This window comes from Sunxiuqinia sp. (assembly GCF_055140945.1).
This window is the reverse complement of sequence record NZ_JBSQYS010000054.1, coordinates 1-22,733: the sequence shown is the minus strand read 5'-3', so window position 1 is coordinate 22,733 and position 22,733 is coordinate 1. Positions and strand designations below refer to the sequence as shown.

16 protein-coding genes are annotated in these 22,733 nt (G+C 40.5%); 8 read left to right on the top strand and 8 right to left on the bottom strand.

Going from position 1 to position 22,733, the window contains the following annotated elements; genetic code table 11:
• The first annotated feature begins 523 nt into the window (after positions 1-523).
• The 3 genes from ACTB00_RS18265 to ACTB00_RS18255 all read left to right on the top strand — a co-directional run bounded on the left by ACTB00_RS18265 (position 524) and on the right by ACTB00_RS18255 (position 4,898).
• Positions 524-2,914: an AAA family ATPase gene (locus ACTB00_RS18265; RefSeq protein WP_463301351.1), complete on the top strand. Its 2,391-nt coding sequence runs from the start codon at positions 524-526 to the stop codon at positions 2,912-2,914.
• 311 nt (positions 2,915-3,225) lie between these two features.
• Positions 3,226-4,128, top strand: coding sequence for an NAD-dependent epimerase/dehydratase family protein (locus tag ACTB00_RS18260; RefSeq protein WP_463301350.1), 903 nt, complete (start codon positions 3,226-3,228; stop codon positions 4,126-4,128).
• Between the two features lie 131 nt (positions 4,129-4,259).
• Positions 4,260-4,898: a class I SAM-dependent methyltransferase gene (locus tag ACTB00_RS18255; RefSeq protein ID WP_463301349.1), complete on the top strand. Its 639-nt coding sequence runs from the start codon at positions 4,260-4,262 to the stop codon at positions 4,896-4,898.
• Positions 4,899-4,976: 78 nt separating this feature from the next.
• Here the strand turns inward: ACTB00_RS18255 and ACTB00_RS18250 are convergent, their stop codons facing one another.
• Positions 4,977-5,870, bottom strand: coding sequence for an N-acetylmuramoyl-L-alanine amidase-like domain-containing protein (locus tag ACTB00_RS18250; RefSeq protein ID WP_463301348.1), 894 nt, complete (start codon positions 5,868-5,870; stop codon positions 4,977-4,979).
• A 96-nt stretch (positions 5,871-5,966) separates the two neighbouring features.
• Between ACTB00_RS18250 and ACTB00_RS18245 the strand changes: the two genes are divergently transcribed.
• The 5 genes from ACTB00_RS18245 to ACTB00_RS18225 all read left to right on the top strand — a co-directional run bounded on the left by ACTB00_RS18245 (position 5,967) and on the right by ACTB00_RS18225 (position 11,716).
• Entirely contained in the window at positions 5,967-6,527 is a 561-nt protein-coding gene (locus tag ACTB00_RS18245) for an RNA polymerase sigma factor (RefSeq protein ID WP_463301347.1), read from the top strand.
• Entirely contained in the window at positions 6,524-7,396 is an 873-nt protein-coding gene (locus ACTB00_RS18240; protein WP_463301346.1) for a FecR family protein, read from the top strand. Before ACTB00_RS18245 ends, ACTB00_RS18240 begins: the two co-directional genes overlap by 4 nt.
• A 2-nt stretch (positions 7,397-7,398) precedes the next feature.
• The gene (locus tag ACTB00_RS18235; RefSeq protein WP_463301345.1) at positions 7,399-9,903 is read left to right on the top strand and encodes a TonB-dependent receptor; all 2,505 of its coding nucleotides are present in this window, start codon (positions 7,399-7,401) and stop codon (positions 9,901-9,903) included.
• A gap of 228 nt (positions 9,904-10,131) precedes the next feature.
• Positions 10,132-10,641 carry a hypothetical protein gene (locus ACTB00_RS18230; protein WP_463301344.1) on the top strand — a complete coding sequence of 170 codons (510 nt, stop codon included), beginning with the start codon at positions 10,132-10,134 and terminating at the stop codon, positions 10,639-10,641.
• Positions 10,642-10,816: 175 nt separating this feature from the next.
• Positions 10,817-11,716 carry a hypothetical protein gene (locus tag ACTB00_RS18225; RefSeq protein ID WP_463301343.1) on the top strand — a complete coding sequence of 300 codons (900 nt, stop codon included), beginning with the start codon at positions 10,817-10,819 and terminating at the stop codon, positions 11,714-11,716.
• 18 nt (positions 11,717-11,734) lie between these two features.
• Here the strand turns inward: ACTB00_RS18225 and ACTB00_RS18220 are convergent, their stop codons facing one another.
• The 7 genes from ACTB00_RS18220 to ACTB00_RS18190 all read right to left on the bottom strand — a co-directional run.
• A complete protein-coding gene (locus ACTB00_RS18220) occupies positions 11,735-13,786 on the bottom strand; it encodes a hypothetical protein (RefSeq protein WP_463301342.1) in 2,052 nt (683 codons plus the stop codon).
• A 95-nt stretch (positions 13,787-13,881) separates the two neighbouring features.
• Entirely contained in the window at positions 13,882-14,871 is a 990-nt protein-coding gene (locus tag ACTB00_RS18215) for a pectinesterase family protein (protein WP_463301341.1), read from the bottom strand.
• 199 nt (positions 14,872-15,070) lie between these two features.
• Positions 15,071-16,051 (bottom strand): alpha/beta hydrolase fold domain-containing protein, encoded by a 981-nt coding sequence (locus tag ACTB00_RS18210; protein WP_463301340.1) that lies wholly within the window; start codon positions 16,049-16,051, stop codon positions 15,071-15,073.
• A gap of 28 nt (positions 16,052-16,079) precedes the next feature.
• Positions 16,080-17,087, bottom strand: coding sequence for an alpha/beta hydrolase fold domain-containing protein (locus ACTB00_RS18205; RefSeq protein ID WP_463301339.1), 1,008 nt, complete (start codon positions 17,085-17,087; stop codon positions 16,080-16,082).
• 87 nt (positions 17,088-17,174) lie between these two features.
• Positions 17,175-18,689: a RagB/SusD family nutrient uptake outer membrane protein gene (locus ACTB00_RS18200; protein WP_463301338.1), complete on the bottom strand. Its 1,515-nt coding sequence runs from the start codon at positions 18,687-18,689 to the stop codon at positions 17,175-17,177.
• A gap of 32 nt (positions 18,690-18,721) precedes the next feature.
• Positions 18,722-21,943 carry a TonB-dependent receptor gene (locus tag ACTB00_RS18195; RefSeq protein WP_463301337.1) on the bottom strand — a complete coding sequence of 1,074 codons (3,222 nt, stop codon included), beginning with the start codon at positions 21,941-21,943 and terminating at the stop codon, positions 18,722-18,724.
• Between the two features lie 204 nt (positions 21,944-22,147).
• Positions 22,148-22,733: FecR family protein (locus ACTB00_RS18190; RefSeq protein ID WP_463301336.1), on the bottom strand; the 586-nt coding region annotated here is incomplete at its 5' end.

The following is a 22,733-nucleotide window of genomic DNA, read 5'->3' as shown; positions in this document are numbered from 1 at the left end:
GAATCAAAATCAGGCGGCGTTGCACCTCCGGGGTGCTCGCTTGAATGTTTTTCATGCTCCGGTGCATCTCCAGGGTGCAAGCGAGCATGTTCGAAGTGGGGGGCCCCACTTCCGATGTACCCCCCTGGGGTGTTAAATAGACCTTATTTTGAATGAAACTAAATTATCGCTATCAAAATTAATTATTCTGTAAACTTAGCTATCTTGTTCCGCTTTATAACAATACACTATGGATTTTCAATGCACAATCACACTTAGCCAGACAACTCATTTATTGGAACAAGAGGTTGATTGGCATTATATTCAAAACGATACTTGAACATGAATCGAGCAAAACAACAGAGATTTACACCCACGTGAGTAAAGAAAGTTTAAAAAATATAAAAAATCCTTTTGATGACCTGGAAGTATAAAAAGGAAAAACCTTACAGGCCAATATCGAAGTTATGAGAAGGTTTTTCCTTATAGATAAACAAGTTCGCAGCAAGGTTAGAAACATAGTACTTCATAATAAAATTAAAATATGATTAATAAAATTGAGAGACTTGTATCAATTGGAAAGTATCGTGATTACACAGCTTCAGGACAAGTTAACTTTAATAAACTAACTTTAATTTATGGAGATAATGGTGGCGGAAAAACAACTTTAACCTCAGTGTTAAGGTCACTTACCTTAGATAATCCTTCGATAATTAGAAGTAGAATTTCTACTGCATATACACAACCTCAGGCTGCTCGAATAACGCAAACTGGAACACCAAATATCCATCATACTTTTGGAGCCTCTGGATGGACTAGACCATTTCCAAATATTGAGATTTTTGACATTCATTTTGTTAATGAAAATGTATACTCAGGATTTGACTTTAATGAAGAGCACAAAAAACAACTTCATCAATTTGTAATTGGTGCTCAAGGCATTGCTATCCAAAACCAAATTGAGCAAAACAAATTAGATAAAGCTAATTCAAGACAAAATCAAACTGCCTTAGAGTTACAATTAATTCAGCAAGTTGGGAACAATTTGACTTCCGAATTAATTACTGGTTTTTTAGCAATACCATCAGCGGAAGCCAATGGAATTGATCAAGCTATAACCGCTGCAGAATTAAGGCTGACAAACGCAAATGCTAATTCTATAATCCAAACTCTACAATTAACGACACCAATTGCTCCTTTTAGTTCAAATATCAATTTTACAACCTTACTAACAGATTTACAGACAACAATACAATCCATTCAAAATCAAACATTAGAACAATTATTCGCTAGCCACTGTCAAGACTTAAATGAAAATACCATTCAGTCACCAGAAAATTGGCTTCAATCTGGTTTTAACTATGTTACTTCCAAGGAATCTAAGAATGGAACGGAATTAAACTGTCCTTTCTGTAAACAGAGTATTGGTAATAATATGGATATTATTAATGCATACACAAGTAAGTTTAACGAAGAATTTAATGCTTTTCTATTAAGACTTAGAACTCATTTGACTTCACTTCAAAATTTTAATTTGGCGGCTTTAATTCAAGCTGTAAATACTGGTTGTACTGCAAATAATAGCAAAATTTCCCTTTGGGCAAATCATTTACCAAATACAGTTCAAGCACCAATAAATTCCTTGATTTCAGATGGAAATACTTTGCAGACCGAGCTACAAACACTGATTGCATTAGTTGAGCAAAAAATACAAACCCCAACAAGTGCCATAAATACAACCCCATTACTTGCATTTCAAACTTCATTACAGAATTTAACAACAAATATTACAGCATATAATCAAGGCGTTACAGTATACAATGGTGCAATAACTACCTTCAAAAGTGGAATTCAAACAATTCAAAATGCTCAATTGGAAGTTGACAGACTGAAAAGAATTAAGAAAAGATTTGAGCCGCCTATTGTTCAAATTTGTAATAATCTAATAGCAGAGAAACAACGATTAAGAACTTTAACAGCAGCATACCCAATTTTAATACAACAACAGAATACGGCAGCTACTGCTTTCTTTAGTAGTTACCAAACCCGAATAAATCATTATTTAGGAACTATTTTTAAAACACCCTTTAGAATTGACAGTGTAGAACATATTGCACCACAAGGAAGAGCTACGCAAAGTAAAATAAACTATACCCTTACAATTGATGGTAATCCGATATCTTTTGACGCAAATCAACCACTTAGTGCTAAAGAATGTTTGAGCGAAGGAGACAAAAGTACAATTGCACTAGCATTCTTTCTGTCAAAACTAGATATCGACCCAAATCGCTCAGACAAAATATTGGTTTTTGATGACCCTTTATCCAGCCTAGACTCCAATAGACGAACTTATACCATTGGAATTATCAAATCTGCCTTGCAAGACCTTAAACAAGTAGTTGTATTAAGTCATAATGAATATTTCTTACACTCAATTGGCAAAGACATTCCTATTGCAAACAAAAGTTCTTTAAGCATTAAACAAAATTTTGCAGCTAATGCATCAGAATTAGAGCCTTGCAATCTTGACGAATTAGTAAAAAATGATTATTTCAAACATCTCGAAGCCTTAGAAGAATTTAGAGCTAATCCCGACCTCTCAAAAAAAGACACTGTTTTTGGATGGTTAAGGAATGTTTTAGAGTCGTATCTACGATTTAAATTTTATAGAGAGCTGAGAGCAATGACCAGACAGCGTACTTTTGGAAACTTAATTTCATTTTTAAATACATCAGGTGTGGATTTTAGGGATAATGTAAACCGTGTTGATATTATAGATACCTTAAATCTTATTAATAGCGTTTCTTGGATGCCACACCATGGTAATCCTTTGCCAAACTATACATCAATAGGAATAAATCCACACACAATTACTGCTAGTGAGTTAGACAATTTAATACAAGACACTTTGCGACTAATTGATTTAAGACTTTAATTGAAATAACGAACAAAACCCAGCTGGTAATCGCTAAATCACAGGAAACAAAACCGTGTCTGGTTTAAGCTGATTATAGATTTTCGGCACGAAATAAAACTACGCTTCTTCAGCCATTCAACTGTAATTGTACTAGAAAGAATCGGGCTTTGAGCAATTGCCCAGCCCTTTGATGACTCCATACATCGGCTTATTCTTTAACAAAGAAAATTTGTATTTTAAACATTTTTTCGGAGCTTCAGGGTATGGAGAGTCTAGCGCAAACATCTTTAGCGGATCGCAAATCAAATCATTATAAAACAGAAGAACACATGACTAAAAAGCGAATATTATTTACAGGAGGATCGGGAAAAGCAGGAAAGCACGTAATCCCCTACCTGCTTGAACAGGGACATCGAGTGTTGAACGTAGACCTGAAACCGCTGGATCATCCGGGGGTCGATAATCTGGTAGCTGATATTACAGATTCCGGACAAGTGTTTAATGCCATGAGTGCGTATGCCAACATCGATGAATTGGAGCAGGGTAATGGCGTTCCAAAATTTGATGCGGTGGTACATTTTGCTGCCGTGCCCCGCATCTTGCTCAAACCGGATAATGAAACCTTTCGGGTAAACACCATGGGCACCTACAATGTGATTGAAGCGGCTGTAAAACTTGGAATTAAGAAGATCATTATTGCTTCGTCGGAAACCACTTACGGCATCTGTTTTTCAGAGGGCCAAACAAACCCGCATGTACTGCCTTTAGAGGAGGACTATGATGTTGATCCCATGGACAGCTATGGAATGTCGAAGGTTGTGAATGAAAAAACAGCACGCAGTTTCCAGCGGCGGTCGGGCTTTGATATTTATGCCCTTCGAATCGGAAATGTGATTGAACCTCACGAGTACGCTGAACTGTTTCCACACTATTTTAAAAACCCCGAAGTGCGCCGCCGAAATGCATTCTGTTATATTGATGCGCGTGATCTGGGACAGATTGTAGATTTATGTTTGAAAAAAGATAAGCTTGGTTATCAGGTTTTCAATGCCGGAAACGATCACAACGGCGCGGTTATTCCCAGCAAAAAGTTGGCTGATCAGTTTTTTCCGGGTGTACCTATTACCCGAGAATTGGAGGAACACGAAGCATTGTTTTCGAATCGAAAAATCCGGGAAGTACTGGGATTCAAAGAACAACACAACTGGCGAAAATACGTAAAATGGGACTAATTATTGGTTTGACAAGCCTCCCAACAGGTCAAGTTCATTGCTCGCGATATAGGCGAACATAGAAAGACTCGTTTATCGCCACACTACGAATAGCTAGAGCGTTATTCCTAATTTGAGAAAAACACACCAAGATGGATAAGTACAAGACTACAATTGAAACTTACAACAAATCAGCAAAGAGCTTTCAGGATAAATTCATGAACATGGATTTATATCACGACACCTATGATCGGTTTTGTGACATGATTGACAATAGAAATAATGATATTTTCGAAATTGCTTGCGGCCCTGGAAATATTACAAGGTATCTTTTAACCAAACGACCAGATTTGAATATCACTGCGATTGATTTGTCTCCCCAAATGATTGAATTAGCAAAAATCAATAATCCTACTGTTGACTTTCGTGTAATGGACTGTAGAGAAATAGGTATGATTGAGAAAAAATTCGATGCTATTATGTGCGGCTTTTGCTTGCCATATCTATCTCAAGACGAAAGTGTAAAATTGATAGCTGATTCCTATAAATTACTGAATTCGAACAGCTTAATTTACATAAGCACAATGGAAGGGGACTATGAAAAATCGGGATTTGAAACAACAAGTTTTAGCGGACAAGAACAAGTTTATGTACACTATCATCAGGCCGATTATCTGAAAAATAGATTACAGGAAAGTGGATTTGAAGATGTTGTATTACAATGCAAAGACTATCCGGAACAGGACGGCAGCGTTACAACTGACATGATATTTATAGCGCGAAAAAAATAAAAAAAATTAGGGTTGTAAGTTTTATAACAGGCGGCAGAAGTAGTGCAACGCGACTCATGAATCCTTGATCCCGAAAAGTTACCGAATTGAATCAAACGCGCGGGCAATCAGAATGCCCAAATACGACTTTTTGCTTTCAAGCATTTCGGCAAATGGTTGCTCCGAAATAACAACCTGGTTACTGAGCGTTGAAGCATGCATTAAATGAATGCGACCACCAACTTCAAGTAGAATGCCGGTGTGGGCAACATCCAGCCCGTTAATGCTGGTTACGATTCCGATAATATCGCCCGTCTTCAGGTGCTTTTCGTTGGATACAAATTCTGATTTGGGCAGGTAGAAATAGTCACGTGCCGAAATCGCTTGTTCCTGATCTGAAATGGTTTTGACCAGTTCCGGATTATCTTTCAGTACTTCATAACTATTCGGGTGAGTCGACATAAAGTTTACTTCAATATCGAGCGGTTTCCCAAACTCAGCAGCCGGCTGGCTTACCAGTCCGTTTTGCTGATTGTTGAAAATCCAATCGCTGAAATAATGCAGTCGGCTCGGGTAGCCATCTCTTTTTCCATCGCGGTAACGAATGGTTTCCAACTGGTTCGCAAATTGATCAAACTCAGGCTCTCCACTTTTTATGGTTCGGGCAAGTGCCAATGCTGTTTCAACAAAGGTGGTGCAGTCCAGCCCATCTACCTCAACAGTCAGTGGTTCGGTTACTCCATGTTCCAGCGTATGCGCCACATACGGAATTCCCAAAAACTGCTTGCCGGTTTCAGCAACCAGCTCAGCTGTTGGAAGCTTGGCGGAATCTGCATATTGAGCTAAAACCAACTGAATCTTTGAACTGTCGCTCAACTGGCACACGATCGGACGTTGAGAAGTCTGCGACGAAGAATTCACGCTTTTTTTTCCAGCCGATTGACAACCCGAAAACAAACTAAGACAGACGACAAAAAGAAACCACTTGATCATATTCGTTGAATTTGAATCGAAATTACAAAAATAAAATCCGTTGCAAGGTAGGGTAAATGGCATTTAATTCGGTCAACAATTGAAAAACAGAGAATATTGCTTAACTTTTTGAACTGGGAGAATGGCAGTAGAACGAATGAACTGGTTTCGAAACTAAGTTTTAAGACATTGACAAAGCAAGAGTTTAAACAACTGTTTGACAGGTATTTTGATGGGATTCGAAATTACATCTATTATCGGTCGGGAGACGTGGATTTAGCCACTGATCTGGCACAGGATGTCTTTTTGAAACTTTGGGAAAAACAGGTTGATTTTAATGAAAAACCGAATGTTGGACTGCTCTATAAAATGGCCAGTGACGAATTTATCAGTCGGTATCGCAGGCAACAATTGGAAATCAGTTATCAGAAAGGCCTTACGTTTAATCTGTATGAAGTGACCCCCGAAGATGAGCTGGAAGAAAAGGAATTGCAAGCGGAATATGAAAAAGCTCTGGCTGGATTATCGGAAAAGCAGCGAGTGGTTTTTTTAATGAGCCGGATGGATGGCCTGAAATATTCTGAAATTGCTGACCGATTAAAAATCAGTGTTAAAGCTGTTGAAAAACGCATGAAATATGCCCTGGATGATTTGAAAAAGAAATTACTTGCATCATGAACCACAAAAATGAACATACCAATAAACCGAGAAGCTGGGACGACGTTGAACGTCTGAACAAGCGATTGGAGGTGACTTATAAAAAATCGAAAGCCGACATTTGGGCAACAATGGAATCTAAGCTGGAGCCTTCGAACGAAGTGAAGACGATTCGCTTAACCGACCGTCCTGTCTTTCGCTGGGCGGTGGCTGCTTCTGTTGTTTTGGTTCTAGGGCTGACTGGCCTGATGCGCTTTTATCAGGTTTCGCTGGAGGCCGTTCCCGGGCAGCACTTGCTTGTTGATTTGCCCGACGGGTCGGTTGTGCAATTAAATGCGGCTTCAACAGTAAGTTATCATCCGTATTGGTGGCAATTCTCCCGAAGCCTCAATTTTGAAGGTGAAGCTTATTTTGAAGTCGAGAAGGGTAGCACGTTTACGGTTCATTCTTCCAAAGGAAGCACTTCGGTATTAGGTACCAGCTTCAACATTTATTCGCGTGATGAAGATTATCGGGTTGCATGTTTAACAGGCAAAGTGCGGGTTACAGACAATAATAACGAAAAGCTTGTTTTACTTCCCAACCAAAAAGCCAGTTTAAGTTCATCCGGATTTAACGTGCAGGAAAATGTTGATGTAAGGGAGGAAATGGCCTGGGTAAATCAGGAGTTCTTCTTCACCTCCAAAAGTTTAAGCATGGTGTTAAACGAGATTGAACGACAATATGGCGTTGAAATTAATGGTGCCGATACGCTCAATTACAAATACACCGGTAATTTTAACCGAAGACAAGATGTAGAAGAGGTTTTAGGTTTTGTTTGTAAACCATTCGGTATTAAATTTGAAAAAGCAGGAGAAAATGAATTTCGCCTGACAAACATGAATCCTTAGCATTGAACCGATATCTCATCATTATTCTATTTTTAGTTTCAACAAGCTTAAGTTGGGCACAACAAGTTGAAATCAACTGTCAACAAAAGCAATTGAACGAACTGCTGGTTGAGTTGCGAGACAGCTATGACTTGCAGCTTTCCTTTGACGATGAAAATCTGGCTCAATACAAAGTAAGTGTCGATAAAAATTTCAGCTCACCGGAAAACGCATTTGATTATCTATTGAAAGATCTTCCTGTTGCTTATGAAAAAGCCGGGGAGGTTTTTTTGTTTTACCAAGAGCGACGAACCACTACCCGATCGAAATTTCTGCTTAGCGGGCAAGTGAAGGACCGGTTAAGCTCAGAGGCATTGCCCTATTCAAACCTGTTGGTTAACGGGTTGGGAATGGTAACCGACCAGCAAGGTCTATTTTCGTTGGTGAGTGCTTCCGATAGTCTGTTTCATATCCGGGTGTCGTATTTGGGGTATTATTTAAAAGACACCGTTGTGAAGGCTGGAAGTCATTTGGTATTGCCTTTGACTCCATCAACCTACGAACTTCGGGAAATACAGGTGGAAGGTTCCCGGGTGGTAAAATCGTTACAAATTGGGAATAAAGCAGGAGTCATGCGTGTGAATCATCAGGTGGCGAAGTACCTGCCCGGAAACGGCGACAACTCGGTATTTAATCTTTTGCGGTTACAACCGGGCATTCTGGCTGCCGGCGAGCAGTCGAACGACTTGGTTATTTGGGGCAGTTACGAAGGACAAACACAGGTGTTGTTTGATGGTTTTACCTTGTTCGGCATGAAAAATTTCAATGACAACATCAGTGCAGTCAATCCGTTTATGGCAAAAGATATTCTGGTACTGAAAGGAGCTTACGAAGCAAAATACGGGGGAAGAGTTGGAGGCTTGGTAAATATTACCGGCATTGATGGTGACACGCGTGAGCTGGATTTGAAATTGAGTTTGAATAACATGACACTGAACGGTTTGTTAAGCATCCCGGTAAAAAAGCGCTCGGCGTTGGTGGTGGCTTTTCGACAAACGTATTACGAATTGTACGATTCCAGGCAGCTCTCGTTCCGAAATAGCAGGGGAGTTAATTCACCCGCAATTACAAATCAAACGATTTATCCGGATTACAACTTTCGCGATCTGAATTTTAAATATTCCGGCTCAACTTCCGGAGGAGACATGTATTCCATCAGTTCGCTAATTGCCGAAGACCGTTTCTCCAACAATTTAGACATAAGTGATTCCTGGCGCGGAACATACGAAGATCATGAACACAACAAACAGTATGCATTGTCGGCCTTTTATCAGAAGAATTGGGATTGGGGCGCGCGAACTAAATTTTCGGGGGCTTTTTCTACGCTTAATAAAGAAGTTGGAACAGTTCGGCTTTTAGAACGGCAACGAAACAACGGCAATGGAATGGGCAGTGGCCACAACAATCGAATTGACAAAAATCAGCAATTGCAAAATGAAGTGTCGGAAGCAAATTTTTCGATTGACAATCAAATACCTCTGGCTGAAAAGCATCAATTGACAATTGGTAGCTCCTTTGTTTTTAATGAGGTGAGTTTTGCAGAGGATTCATTCGATGTACAGATCGTTCGGCAGGAACATATCGGCAGTCGGTTCAACTTCTACCTGGAAGACGCGATTTCGTTGAGCCGAATGATTGAACTGAAACTGGGCTTGCGAACCAGTTATTCATTAAATCTGAATCAGTTTTTTTGGCAACCACGGATTTCGGCTGGAATTCAATTGACCAACGCATTCAAGTTAAACCTAGCTGCCGGAATTCATAACCAATTTATTAATCGCAGTTCATTGATTGACGATGATGGCAATTATCACTACTACTGGCTGATTTGCGACGAGGAAACCGTTCCGGTACTGGACGCCAAGCACTTCGTAACCGGATTGACATACCATCAGAACGATTTTACGTTCAGTTTGGAAGGTTTTTATAAAGAGACAGAAGGACTAACCCGCTATATTCGGAATTTAAGGTTCGAAGATATATTTGAAGGACAAAGTAAGACGACAGGTTTAGATGTTTTCCTGAAACAAGATTTTGGAGCTCATTCGGCCTGGGTGAGCTACACATTGAACGAAACGCTCGAGCGTTTTGACTATTTTCAGCAACAAACTTATCGGCGAGCCTTGCACGATCAGCGACATGAAGTAAAAACAGCTGTTTTGTTCAATTTCAACCCGTTTCACTTTTCGGCCAACTACGTGTATGGTTCCGGTTTTCCTGATCCGCGCCTTACTGATAGCGAAGACTTTGAGAAAGATTACCATCGTTTGGATGTTTCAGCGACTTACAATTGGCAAACAAAAAGCTTTGTGCTGGAAGGAGGACTGTCGATTTTAAACCTACTTGACTACAACAATCTGAAGTATGCTAATTTTATTCAAGTGCCCGATGATCAGGAGCTGTCCATCAACTTGCAGGCAGAAGCGATTCCTTTTACGCCAACTGTTTTTCTAAACTTTTCTTTTTAATAAAAATCATTCTTCAAAGGCGCTATTCATATCAATCTGTTCCCTGAATTTCGGATTTACTCGAATCGGTCAAGCGTTTTCAAACTTCTTGGTGGGTGTACTTCAATTGGTCCAATTGCATTATTCAAACTAATGATCAAGAAAAGTTGATTGTGGAGGTAGGGTGAAATTGATCTTATTCGGTTAGCAAGTGAAAAGAAAATAATTATCAACCTTAAATTGAATAAGATGAAAACAATGATGAGAATGATGGCTGCAGTAGCCGTAATGATTGTGTTATCCGGAACAAGTGTGTTTGCACAAACCGAGGATGTAACTGATGAGCCGATTCAGGAGCGTGCGCGTATTCACATGACTGACGAACAAAAGGAATTGATGCAGGACCATCGGCAGAACAACCGGGAAAACCGGCAGGCATTGCGGGAAACATTTTCAGCCGAACAATTAGCAATAATTGAGAATATGGAGATGACCCGCGAAGAAAGACGTGAAGCGTTGCGTGCTACTTTTAGCGAAGAACAACTAGCTCTTGTTGAAGCGAACCAACAAGCTCGCCAAGCTCAGCGCCAAGCATTGCAAGACTGTCTGACTGACGATCAAAAAGCAATGATGAGACAAAGGGGCCGGCAAGGTGGTCTGCAAGATGGTCAGCAGAATGCCCGACAAAATGCCCAGCAACATGGTCAAGAACAAGGCCGCAAAGGTGGTGGACAAGGAAATGGTAGAGGAGGAAATTAAATATCGTTTCCCAATAGTGGAGGCTTACAGGATTGTCGTTACGGTCCTGTAAGCCTTTTCCCAATCTTTTTAATTCAATGAACCATGAAGCGAGCATGTAAAGGTCTTCACACTCAAAAAGATGATTACAAGCGAGTTCCATGCCTTGCACTTGAAAAATATAAATTATAAACGGATGAAACAGATTATCCTTTTTGCTCTTATTTTAATGTTTTCATTTCAACTAAAAGCTCAAAAAAATGAGTTGCAGGAAGAGATCTATGAAAACCGGTTGGATTCGCTGATTGAAGATGTTGTTTTTGGAGACGACGAACTGAGTTATTTATTCGGGCTTAAGGATAACATGCAGTTTTTATACATGCGAACAAGTTATGACTCGCGAACATTTTATGCCGGACGCGAAATTGGAGAAAACCTGTACAACATGACCGGGCAATTGTATTATTTAAATTCTAATGGACTATTTGCAGGACTGGCTGGAGCCTGGTATGATCAGATTGATCCGGCGTATCAAATTACAGTGCTTAGCCTTGGATATAGTAAAGGATTAAAAAAGGCTAAGTTTTTTCGCTACCGTGCTTCCTTCGACTATTACCTGTACCACAATAATGATCCTGATTTTGATCCGACCTACACCAGTGGGTTGAACCTTGGAACAACATTCAAATCGAAGTCGGTTGGAACCCGTTTGAATGCGTCATTTTTATTGGGTGATAATATTGGCAAGCATCTTTCTGCTGATCTTTATGCCCACTTAACCTTACTCAAGTTTGGTCGTTACAACAAACTGCGATTGGAACCGGAAATTTCGTTCTATTTTGGGACCGAATCGGTGGCTTTAAATGGCTATGACAATCTTACAAACTTAATTGAGGGTGACTTATCCAATTCTGCTTATACCGATGAGTTTGGATTGATGAATACCCAATTGGAAATTCCACTAAGCTTAACTTATAAAGGATTTGATATAGATATTTCCTGGACACATAACTTTCCCCGATCGCTCGATCCAAACTTGCTTTATCCTGAAAACTCATTTATTAGCTTTTCTGTCGGTTATATTTTTAGTTTATAAAGCGTATGACTAAAACAACTAATTCGAAACAGTAGCTTGATAGTTCGATAAGTTGTAAACAGGATTTCTATCTGGCTTATATAATTCCTGATCTGTTATTGGATTATCTTCCTGAGTGTAAACCCATAACTGGTTTGGATCCCAAACAACAATCTCATCCCGAACATCGCCGGTAATGTTCATCACCGCGTAACACATGTCCGGATGCCCATCGTCAGGAAACTCCAGAACTTTGCGCCCATAGCCATCCCATGCACCCCCCTCTTGCGCATTGGCATTCAGAATAAAAAATTCCTCGGTTCTCCCTGTCCAGTTTAGCGGCAGACACATGCTGCCATACTGGTTGGGTTCAAAGGTATGGAGAAGCTCTCCATGCTTATCGAAAAGGTTGATGATTCCCTGATTACCCCAAAAATTGACACTGACTGTTTCCAATCCCGGTAAATCATCCCGAAAATTGGCGACTGCTGGGTTTTGCACATGTCCAATGTAATGGTGTTTGAGGATGTTCCCATTTACGTCAGCGTAGTATAGTCCTTCGTCACTTGCTGCACACAAAACTTTGGGAGCCTCATTTTTATCGAACCGGACAATGGCAACGCCGTCAGCATGATCACTTAGCTCATCATCAAGACTCCAAAGCTGGGTTCCATCATTGTCGAATAATGTGTAACCGGTTAAAAGTTCATCTTTTCCATCATTATCAGTGTCGTACGCATAAGGGTAATGACCAGTCCGGCATTCTCCCTCCCACAAAATATTCAGATCCGCATCGTATGCCCAAAGGTAACTATACCGATCTTTTAGTATGAAATCGGAATCGTATCCGTTTCCTTGCAAGTCGAGGAAGTAAATGGCGTCTCCCAGGATATGCTTAAATTTATTATGTCCGGATGAAAGTGCCTTTCCGCCTGGAGATAAGGGTGTTTTTACTTTTTTTATGATTTTGCCGGTTGCCCCTTCAGCAATAATCAGTTCTTGGTTTTTACAGTAAATGACTTCCGTCTCACCGTCTTGATTAATATCGTGGATTTGGAAAGCAACATCATTGGTTACCATGGTTTTCCAGGGATCAGGCTTTCCGGTCTGCCATAAAATCTCTCCGTCAAGTGTCATCGCAGTCAAACAACTGAGTTCACTATTTCGATCTTTGGGACCGTGATGGGTGACCTGTCCTAAAAGTACATCAACCATACCGTCGCCATTAAGATCGCCAAAACGAACATTTCTCCCTACTCCACCTTCTCCCAAGTACATTTGGCGGTATACGTGCATTTTAGGATTCTGTGCAACTAGAGAGTCTTGAAGATGTTGTTGTGCCATTTGTTGAGCTGTAGCTTGATTGTATAACTCTTCAGAGGTGGTGACTTGAACATGCTTGAAGCTTGTTGGGGAATCTGAAAGTAGTCCGATTTTGCCGGACTGAAAATCGCTGTCTTCAGCAGTCATAATTTGATTTTCGTCTTGAAAAACAGTGATTTGATTGCCTTCAACCTGTATTTTTAAATCGATTGGTGAATCTTGGTTGAAGATAAGAAACGATTCATCTAATTCTTTTTCGTTTGGTATGCGAAACGCTTTGCCCTGATCGACTTTTAATAAAACTAATTGATTATCGTCAGTGCCAACAAAGTAGTATTGCCGATCATTTTGATACCGAAAAACCAATCCATTTCGGCTACTTACTTTTTTCGGCTGAAACGAAAACTCGATGGTGTAATCAGTCCAATAGGGTGATCCGGTAACCACCATCGGGTGCCAATGATTATTGGGATTATGTGCTGTTTGAACCAGTTGACTTTGCCCTTCTCCTTGGCGCACTTCCCAGGAAGGAGGTAGATTGTAGCGAAAAGTTGTCACAATCCAAGGTGTTTTAGGACTTGCTTCCGGGAGGTAGTGATATTCAGTATGAGCGCCAACATCATAAGCCAGAGGTCCGTGAGGCATTCCTGAAAAGTCCTCGTCTATTAAAGTATGAACATCTTTATTCGACTGGCAGGCACTTAAAAGAAGAACAATCACTAAACTTGATACGAGATATGCTTTAAAAAAAGAACAGTTTATTTTCATTTGATTAGAAGAAATGGTGATGAATCTAAAAATACAATTCTTCCAGTCAAAAAAAAAGAAAAGCCGGCGCAATTTAATTACACCGGCTTTGAATGTTATTGATGAGCTTTGATCCATGATCGGGCAGCTGGTTCGTCAGGCTGAACCGGGCTCAAAATATTTTCTATTGTATATTCAGACGCTTCTTTATCTGTCAATAGGTGTGTCCATTCTAACCTTTTTTCAGGTTGAAAGCCCGAACCCGCATTTTTATATTCGGCATAATAAGCCGTTTGGTCACGGGTTGTACCACCCCAGTTCGCCCAGCCTTCGGGTAAAATATGTTTCCCAAGTTCACAGTTCATAAAAACCACTTTGGCATAATCGCGCCAGGGACGTCCAAGATAAACTTTGCTAACACCTTCGGCTGCTGTCAACTTACAGTTTTTGAAAACATAGCCATAAGCTTTCCCTTTTACGGTACTTGCAGCAGTCACGTACGAGTCGGCCAAACTGTGAATGGTGCACGCATTAAAAAGCACTGTTGAATTGCCGAAGATGAAATCGGTTGTTCCTTCAACGTAACATTCGGTGAAATACTGTCGGCTTTTTTCTCCGGTTGTGTACAATGTATCCTGATGCCCAAGCAACCGGCAATTTTTAAAGGTACTGCGATCGCCAACCACATGCAGCGCAACGCCTTGTCCAACGGGACCGGCGGTGTTGGCAATGGTCAGGTTTTCGGCATAAAAATCATCTGCTTCAACTTTTAGAGTATAGGTGTAAAAGGTACTGTTTCGGCCGCGGTCGATGGTGTCGAAATAATCATCGTAGGTAATAATTGTTTTCTCAGCACTTTCGCCAATTAATGACAGATTGGTGTTGCAAGCCGGTATCTTTACTTTTTCGTGGTAAGTGCCGTTCTTAATGTAAACAGTTACCCGTTTGTCGGGAAACGCCTTGCAGGCATCAATGGCTGTTTGCACGCTTGTATAGTCGCCACTGCCGTCTTGAGCAACGGTAATCTCCGTTTCGTAAGCCGCTGATGCGAATAAACTTGTAAAAAGAAAGAGGCTGACAACTACTACATATTTTATTGATTTCATAATGTGTATTTTTTATATTGATGATTGTGTAAGTAGTGCGAATAATTTAGTGTCATGTTTCGAGTCTTTAACAATTTGTGATAGAAGCGAAACCGAAAATATCAAATAGGTCCGTGACCTTATTTACCTACAGGTATTCAAACTTGATGCCATTGGTTTTTTCCTGTATCGACTCATTTATAATTTCGTTGGGTTAAACTTATTGCAATTGGTTATTTAAAAACGTTACGGTGTAATTTACAGTTGGTTCAAACCAGGGGTGAAATAACCAAAAAGGATGAAGTTGCACATCGAACCGATGAAGCTCATTGTAGATCCCCCACTCGTTTAACATGCCAAATAATTCGTGTTCTCCCGCCGTAAAACGCGGAAAACCACTATTTAGAAACAGCATGGGTACTGAGTTCTCATTAGCCCAATAAATTGGCGATGCTTCTTTCCAGCGATCGGGGCGGTCGTAAAAGTTTCCTTCGAGCCATTCTACGTCCGGTGAGTCAGGTCGGCGTTCCTTGTTCAGAGATAGTGGAGCCATAAAATTAATTACGCCATCCATGTCGACAATAGCCTGGACTGAGCTTGAGTAATCGGGATATCCCTGGTTGCCTTCGAACTTTTCAACGCCATTGGTTAGTCCAACCAGCGATGCGAGTTGTCCTCCGGCCGAACAGCCCGAAATTGCGATACGATCAGGATCAATGTTGTATTTTTCGGCATGGGCACGCATCCAACGAATGGCTGCTTTAATATTGTGCACGGCTGCCGGATACTTGGCTTCCAGCGAAAGTTGGTATTCAACAGCCACAGTTACAAACCCCTGCTCGGCGATTGCTTTGGCCATAGGAACTTGCAACGATTTATCGCCCGATCGCCATCCACCGCCATGCACCATAATCAGCGCCGGGTATTTGCCTGCTTCTTTGGGGTGAAATAAATCAACATGTAAGTCACGTTTACCATAAGGTGTTTCGGGCAAAGTGGCATAAATCAGGTTGTAATGAGCGGCTACATTCTCTGATAATTCAGGATTTGCCGGTCTGATTTCGGGAAAGTACTCTTTATACTTCGTATAGGACGAATTGACATTGAAAGAAGTGTCTCGGGGGATATCTGCAAATTCCTTTTTTTGAGCAAATAAGTTACTGCTAATCGCAAATAGAATGATGATGAAGTTGATTTTCATGGTGGCTTGTTGCTAAGCGATTTTTAGATTAATTCTCTTCTTTTTTTAAGATCCGATCCAAAAAGTTCACCATATAACCAACAGTTTCTTCGAACCATGGATGAACCTGCCAGAATGAATGTACACTGTTGGGAATGGTATGCACTTCGGAATAAATATCGAACGTATTCAATACCGAAATTACAGAATCTCTGCCTGCATGAAATCGTGGCTGAGCACTGTTGATGAATAAAATGGGCGGCGAATCTTCTCCTGTGTAAATCATAGGCGACGCTTCTACCCACTTATCACGCGCATCTTTTAGACTGGCACCAAACCAATAATATCCGGCTGAGTGTTTTCCCGGTGTATTGTCGCCTAAACTTTCCGAAGGGGTCGTGAAATCCAAAATCCCATCCATATCGATGATGGCTTGCACCTTTGAAGAAACGTTATTATTTCCTAAATCTCCTTCGAATTTTTCTACCTCGCCTGTAAAGCCAACCAAGGCTGCTAATTGTCCTCCGGCAGAACTTCCGGTGATGGCAATTCTATTTGGATCAATATCATACTTATCGGCATTCGCACGCAAAAAGCGAATGGCTGCTTTAATATCGTAAACAGCTGCCGGGTAAAGAGCCTCTGGCGACAAACGATATTCGATAGCTGCTGTTACATAACCTTTTTCTGCTATTTGCTGCGCCATCGGCACCTGAGCCTCTTTACTTCCTGTTCGCCAACCGCCACCAAAAACCATCACCAGTGCCGGGAGTTTTTCGCCTTTGTCCGGACGAAAAACGTCCATGTGCAAGTTACGTTTACCATACGGCGTATCGGGCAATGTGGCATAAACGATATTGTGCTCAGCTTTCACTCCTTCAGGAAGATTGGGATAGACACGGGTTACATTGGGATAATCTTTTTTGATTTTAACCCAGGCCGAATAAGGCGTATATGCGGTGTCTTTCGGAATTCCATCAATCGTAACTATTTGTGCCAATAGAGGGCTGGCGGCGCACAGAAAAATGAGAAAAACAATCGATTGCATTTGTTTCATAAACCAATACTTTTTTTAATTAAAACAGGGGAAAGTCAAAAATAAGACTGTCCCCTGATAATACCAAATATTAACTAATTTCTATTTCTAGTAATTTGGGTTTTGGTCAAGATTAGGATTACTACTCAATTGTATCGCAGGTATCGGATAGATTCCTCTCCATTCGGGAGTTATCGTTTCTTTAAAACTCCAAGTTGTATTAAAGTAGCTTCCGAAACGGATCATATCTCTTCTTCTGTACCCTTCCCAGATAAATTCGCGAGCACGCTCATTTTCTATCTTTTTTAGACTTAAATCGGTAAAAGGAGTTGCGTCACTTCTCGTTCTGACCTGGTTGACAAGAGGCAATGCCTCTGATGCTTTATCGGTTCTGAAAAGTGCTTCCGCCTTCATTAAAAGGATGTCAGCATATCTCATCAAAACAAGGTCATTATCTGCGTTATATCCAGACCATTTTGCTCCGATAGGCGAATACTTCGTTACTTTAAAACCCTCATTATCTTCGGCGGCAGTAATACTTGTTAGTGGAACTAATATGAGTTGATTGCCGTCGGCGTCAGCTAAGGGAGTTACTCCATCCAAATAGTATTGTGGACCATGATCAATAAGCCCTCTTCTCTCATCAATATCTTCATACCTGTTCAATGCTATTGTATCAGTACTATAACCACCCGCAGGAGAAAAGGGCAGGTTGTACTTCAACTTATCCAATGCAGGATTTGTGTAAAGAATAAATTGATTATTACCCGCGTTCTTAGTCGGATCCATCGAAAATGCAAGAATGACTTCATGATTATTTTCATTGGTGGAAAGGAATACATCTCCAACACTTGGTTCCAATTCAAAGGCGTTTGAATTGATCACCTTGTCGCACATATCAATCACATCAGCCCAATGAGCGGTACCAGAATACACTTCGGCATTCAAATAAACCATTGCCAAAGCTGAATAAACAGCTTCTTTGGTCAATCGTGGGTAATAAGCTGCACGATCAACATCATTAACTGAAGGTAGGTTCTCTGCTGCTGCTTTCAGTTCAGTAACAACAAATTCGAAAACTTCTGATCGCGAATTGGTTGCTGGCAGATTGTTAGGGTCAACCCTTGCATCAGTAAAGATCGGAATATTACCCCAAAGATCCATGGCGTAAAAGTATCCATAGGCTCGCATGGCTTTCGTTTCAGCAATCAGCCCTTTGAAATTCTCCGCACTGGGAGATGATTCCAAACTCTCAATGACTGCATTCGAGGTTCCGATCATTGGGAAAACATAATTCCATGCTCTCAAAATAGTTCCATTGTTTGCAGCAGTTTGGTGTCGCATAATATCAATATTATCCTGACTAAACCAACCTCCACTTGTTCTGCCCGGCACAAAGAATTCATCTGTCCCAAATTCTTCCGGACGAAATACGTCGCCGATATTGGCAAAACTTGAAAACTTCTCGTATACTCCAACTACCGAAGACAAAGCCTCTTCTGGCGTATTATAGTAATTATCAGGAGAAAGTCTGCCGTAAAATTCTTCATCTAAGTTGGTGCAAGCTCCTAAAACAATGGTCAAGAGCACTAACAATTTGAGTTTAAATATTTTGTTTTTCATCTCGTTCTGTTCTTTATTAATTCAATTAGCTATTAGAAAGTGATATTTGCACCAATACTAATGGTTTTAGCTTTTGGATAGGCCAGGTAGTCGATCCCCAATGGGAGAACCCCTGAACCTCCAGAGACATCTGAGTTTACTTCAGGATCTAATCCGGAATAACCCGTGATAAGCAACAGATTTTGTCCTGTTAGATAGATTCTTGCATTCGTCATGAATGTATTTCTGATATCGAAATTATATCCTAAAGTTAAATTGTCAAGACGTAAGAAAGAACCATCTTCAATCCATCTGGAGGAGAATTGCTTGGGTTGATCAGCTTTTACCCCGTTTGTAGTGGCTTCAACAAGAACATTTCGCCCAGGCAAATTACCTAAATAGGCCAGATTGTTTGCAGTGGCATTATAGACATCGTTACCAACTGATCCTCTGAAATTAATCGCCATATCCCAATTTTTGTAACTAAATGTGTTGGTCAAACCAAACGTGAAATCAGGTTGTGCATTCCCAATTATTTGTTCGTCTTCTTCAAATTGTTCCACACCATCAACGGTCCCGGTGTATACCAGTCCATAAAAAGTGCCTAACGACTCTCCAGGGGTAATTATCTGTGTATAGGTTCCAGACAAACCTTGTCCTTGTGCTGGAGCTGTGAGCATGTCTTTCCCTTGCCATTTGTCGTTTGCAAGACTCAGTATCTCGTTGCGGTTTGCACTGAGGTTAAAGTTTACATCCCAATTAAAATCCGATTTTTGAACAATCTTTCCATTTAATTCAAACTCGATCCCTTTGTTTTCTACGCTTCCCACATTTGCTAGTTGTGTTCTGATAGGAGATGGAGAAGGGACTTCAATTTGTAACAAGAGATCAGATGTTTTTTTCCGGTAATAATCGATACTACCAAAAATGCGTTGATCGAAGAATCCAAAGTTTAAACCGATATCTAGTTGAGCTGTTTCTTCCCACTTCAGATCAGGGTTAGCATATTGCTGTGGCAATACAATCGTAATCCGGTTTCCTCCGATCAGGTATCCTGATGTGCTGGCTCCCAAGGATGAGATTGAATTGTAGCTACCAATTTCCTGGTTCCCAGTGACACCGTAACTGGCGCGAATTTTAAGGTCAGACACTTTTGAACTATTAAAGAAGTCTTCTTGTGAAATTCTCCATGAAGCAGCACCTGAAGGGAAAAGACCCCATTTGTTTCCGGAACCAAAACGGCTTGATCCATCACGACGTACAGTAGCCGTTAGCAAAAATCGACTGTCGTAATTGTAATTAATACGGCCATATTCAGAGATCAACTTGTTACTTTCAAGGTAGCTGGTCACACTTTCGATAGAGCTAGCTGCCTGAAGGCTGTACCATTTGAACTCATCAGATAGAAATCCTTTGGCAGTATTTCGCAATCCATCATTTTTAAAATATTGGTAAGAATAACCGGCAATTGCATTAATACTATGTTTTCCGAAACTCTTATCGAAAGTTATAATGGTTTCCAGCAGTTTCGAATAATCTTCCAGCTTTTGAACACTCGCATATCCTCCCGATCCTTCGCCTTGTGGATTTGTTTTACTGATGTATGAGTTACGATCAATAGCCTGCTTGTTGTACCCCAGGTTAACTTTGATCGCCAACGGCTCAATGATTTTGTAGGTTGTTGAAAGATTTCCCAGAAAGCGGGAAGTGCTGCGTTGGTCGGTCACATCAGAAGAATAAGAAACCGGATTAATTCGGAAAGGAGGGACATGATTATAGTTCCCATCCGCATCATAAACGTTATAGGTTGGGTTGAAAACATAAGCTTCGTAGTTCATGCTCGATCCAAATTCACTACCCACCGTATTGGAAATTGCTGATTGGTCGGCAAAGTTTTGTCCGTAGTTCATACGAAGATCGAATGATAATTTACCATCCAATGCTTTATGGTTGATATTGACCCTCATATTTTCTTGTTCCAGACTGGAAGCCAGCATAATTCCATCCTGGGTACCGTAACCCATGGAAGCCCGGTAACTGGTATTGTCGTTTCCTCCGGTTAACGAAATGTAATGGCTTTGTTGGAAAGCCGTGCGGTAAATCTCATCTTGCCAGTCGGTGTTGCCACCTTGATCATTTAGGGGTAGCCCAAGTGAATTGATTTCATCACGGTACTGGTCAGCAGACAATACGTCCAGTGTTTTTGCCACGGTTGAAAAACCGGCAGATACATCATAAGTAACCTGGGCACGACCTGTTTTACCTTTCTTTGTGGTGATCATGATTACACCATTCGCTCCACGTGATCCGTAGATCGCTGTAGCAGATGCATCTTTTAAAACGTTCACCGACTCAATATCATTGGGGTTAAGCGTCATTAAAGGGTTGGTTGGCTCCTGATCAAAAATATTTGTAGAGTAGTTACCGACATTTGATTGACCTACATCAGATGTTGAAATAGGTACACCGTCAATTACATATAATGGGTCGTTGGATGCACCAATAGATGTACCACCACGAATTCGAATGGTATTTGAGCCGCCCGGTTTACCACTATTTTGACTAATGTTTACACCTGATATTTTTCCTTGGATCAATTGTTGAGTTGATAATTGCGGTCCTTTATTGAAATCATCGCTGCTGACACTTGAAACCGATCCGGTTAAATCACTTTTTTTCATGGTACCATACCCAATAGCTACCACTTCATCCAACCCAATGGATTCCTCCTGCATGCTAACATCAATTTGGCTCTTTCCTGCAACCGGAACTTCCAGCGTTTTCATTCCAATAAAAGAAAAAACTAAGGTTGCGTCCGAAGGGATACTCGATAAGATATAGTTACCATCAAAGTCAGTAACCGTTCCGTTGGTAGTTCCTTTTATAATTACGGTAACCCCCGGAAGTACCTCTCCTCCTTTGTTGGTTACTGTTCCGGATACCTTTTGAATCGTTTGTTGAGTAACTGATGGGTTTTTTGCCGAAATAACAATAAACCGATTGACAATTTCATACTTTAGGTTTTCACGATCAACTATACGATCTAAAATTTCAGAGACCGTTGAGTTACTCACATTTACAGATATTTGGCGATTGACATCAAAAATATTGTTGTCGTACATGAACGAATAATCCGTTTGTTGTTCTATTTCTTCAACAACATCTTTAACGGTGCCGCCTTGAATTTTAAGGTTTAGCTTTGTCTCCTGAGCAGTGGTTTCAGCCATGCTGCTAAGAAGGCCTAGAAATAGGCACAAGACTAGGGTCATCTTCATAATTAAGAATCTTTTAGCCCAGGGGGAGATGCTTCGACTATCTCCGCCTGAATTAGACATTTTTTTCATAAGTTTGTCATACATTTTTGTGCATTTCTGCAATCCTTTAAGTTGGTGCTTGAGATTTTGCAGATTTGCGGTTAAACAAAAAATAGATTAGAGAGGTCTGCTTATTAAGTAGGCCTCTTGATTATTACATAGAGTTTACATTTTCTTTGATATTTTTACGTGTTTGCCATCAATTGTATAGTTTATAGGAGCAATGTGATCGATGATTGAAAGCAATTCTTGTAAGCTTTCTGTTTTTACCTTGAAGCTTAAGTTCTGATCAATCGAAACGTTCTTGTCAATGCTAATATCAACTCCATACCACCTTTCCAGATAAGTCATTACATTGTTAAAAGTTTCATTGTTAATGATTAACTCATCGGTACTCCAAGAAATGATTTGTGTGATATCTCCTTGCGATAACTGGGTCTCGCGGGTTTCTACATCATATTCCGCAATCTCGCCCGGAGACATTTGAGTTAAAAACTGATCCTTACTGAAAAGTCCAACGCTTCCTTCAAGTAGTGCCACTTCTGCTTCTTGCTCCTCGTTGTAATGTTTAAAGTTGAATGTTGTTCCATATACTTCTACTTCAAGGTCGCCCGATTTTACCGAAAAGACGTTGTTTTTATCTTTTTTGACCTTAAAAAGAGCCTCTCCGTTTAGCTCCAGTGATCTGGAATGAGCGAAGCTGGTTTCGTATTTTAAACGAGTATCGCCGTTCAGCCAAACTTGCGAACTG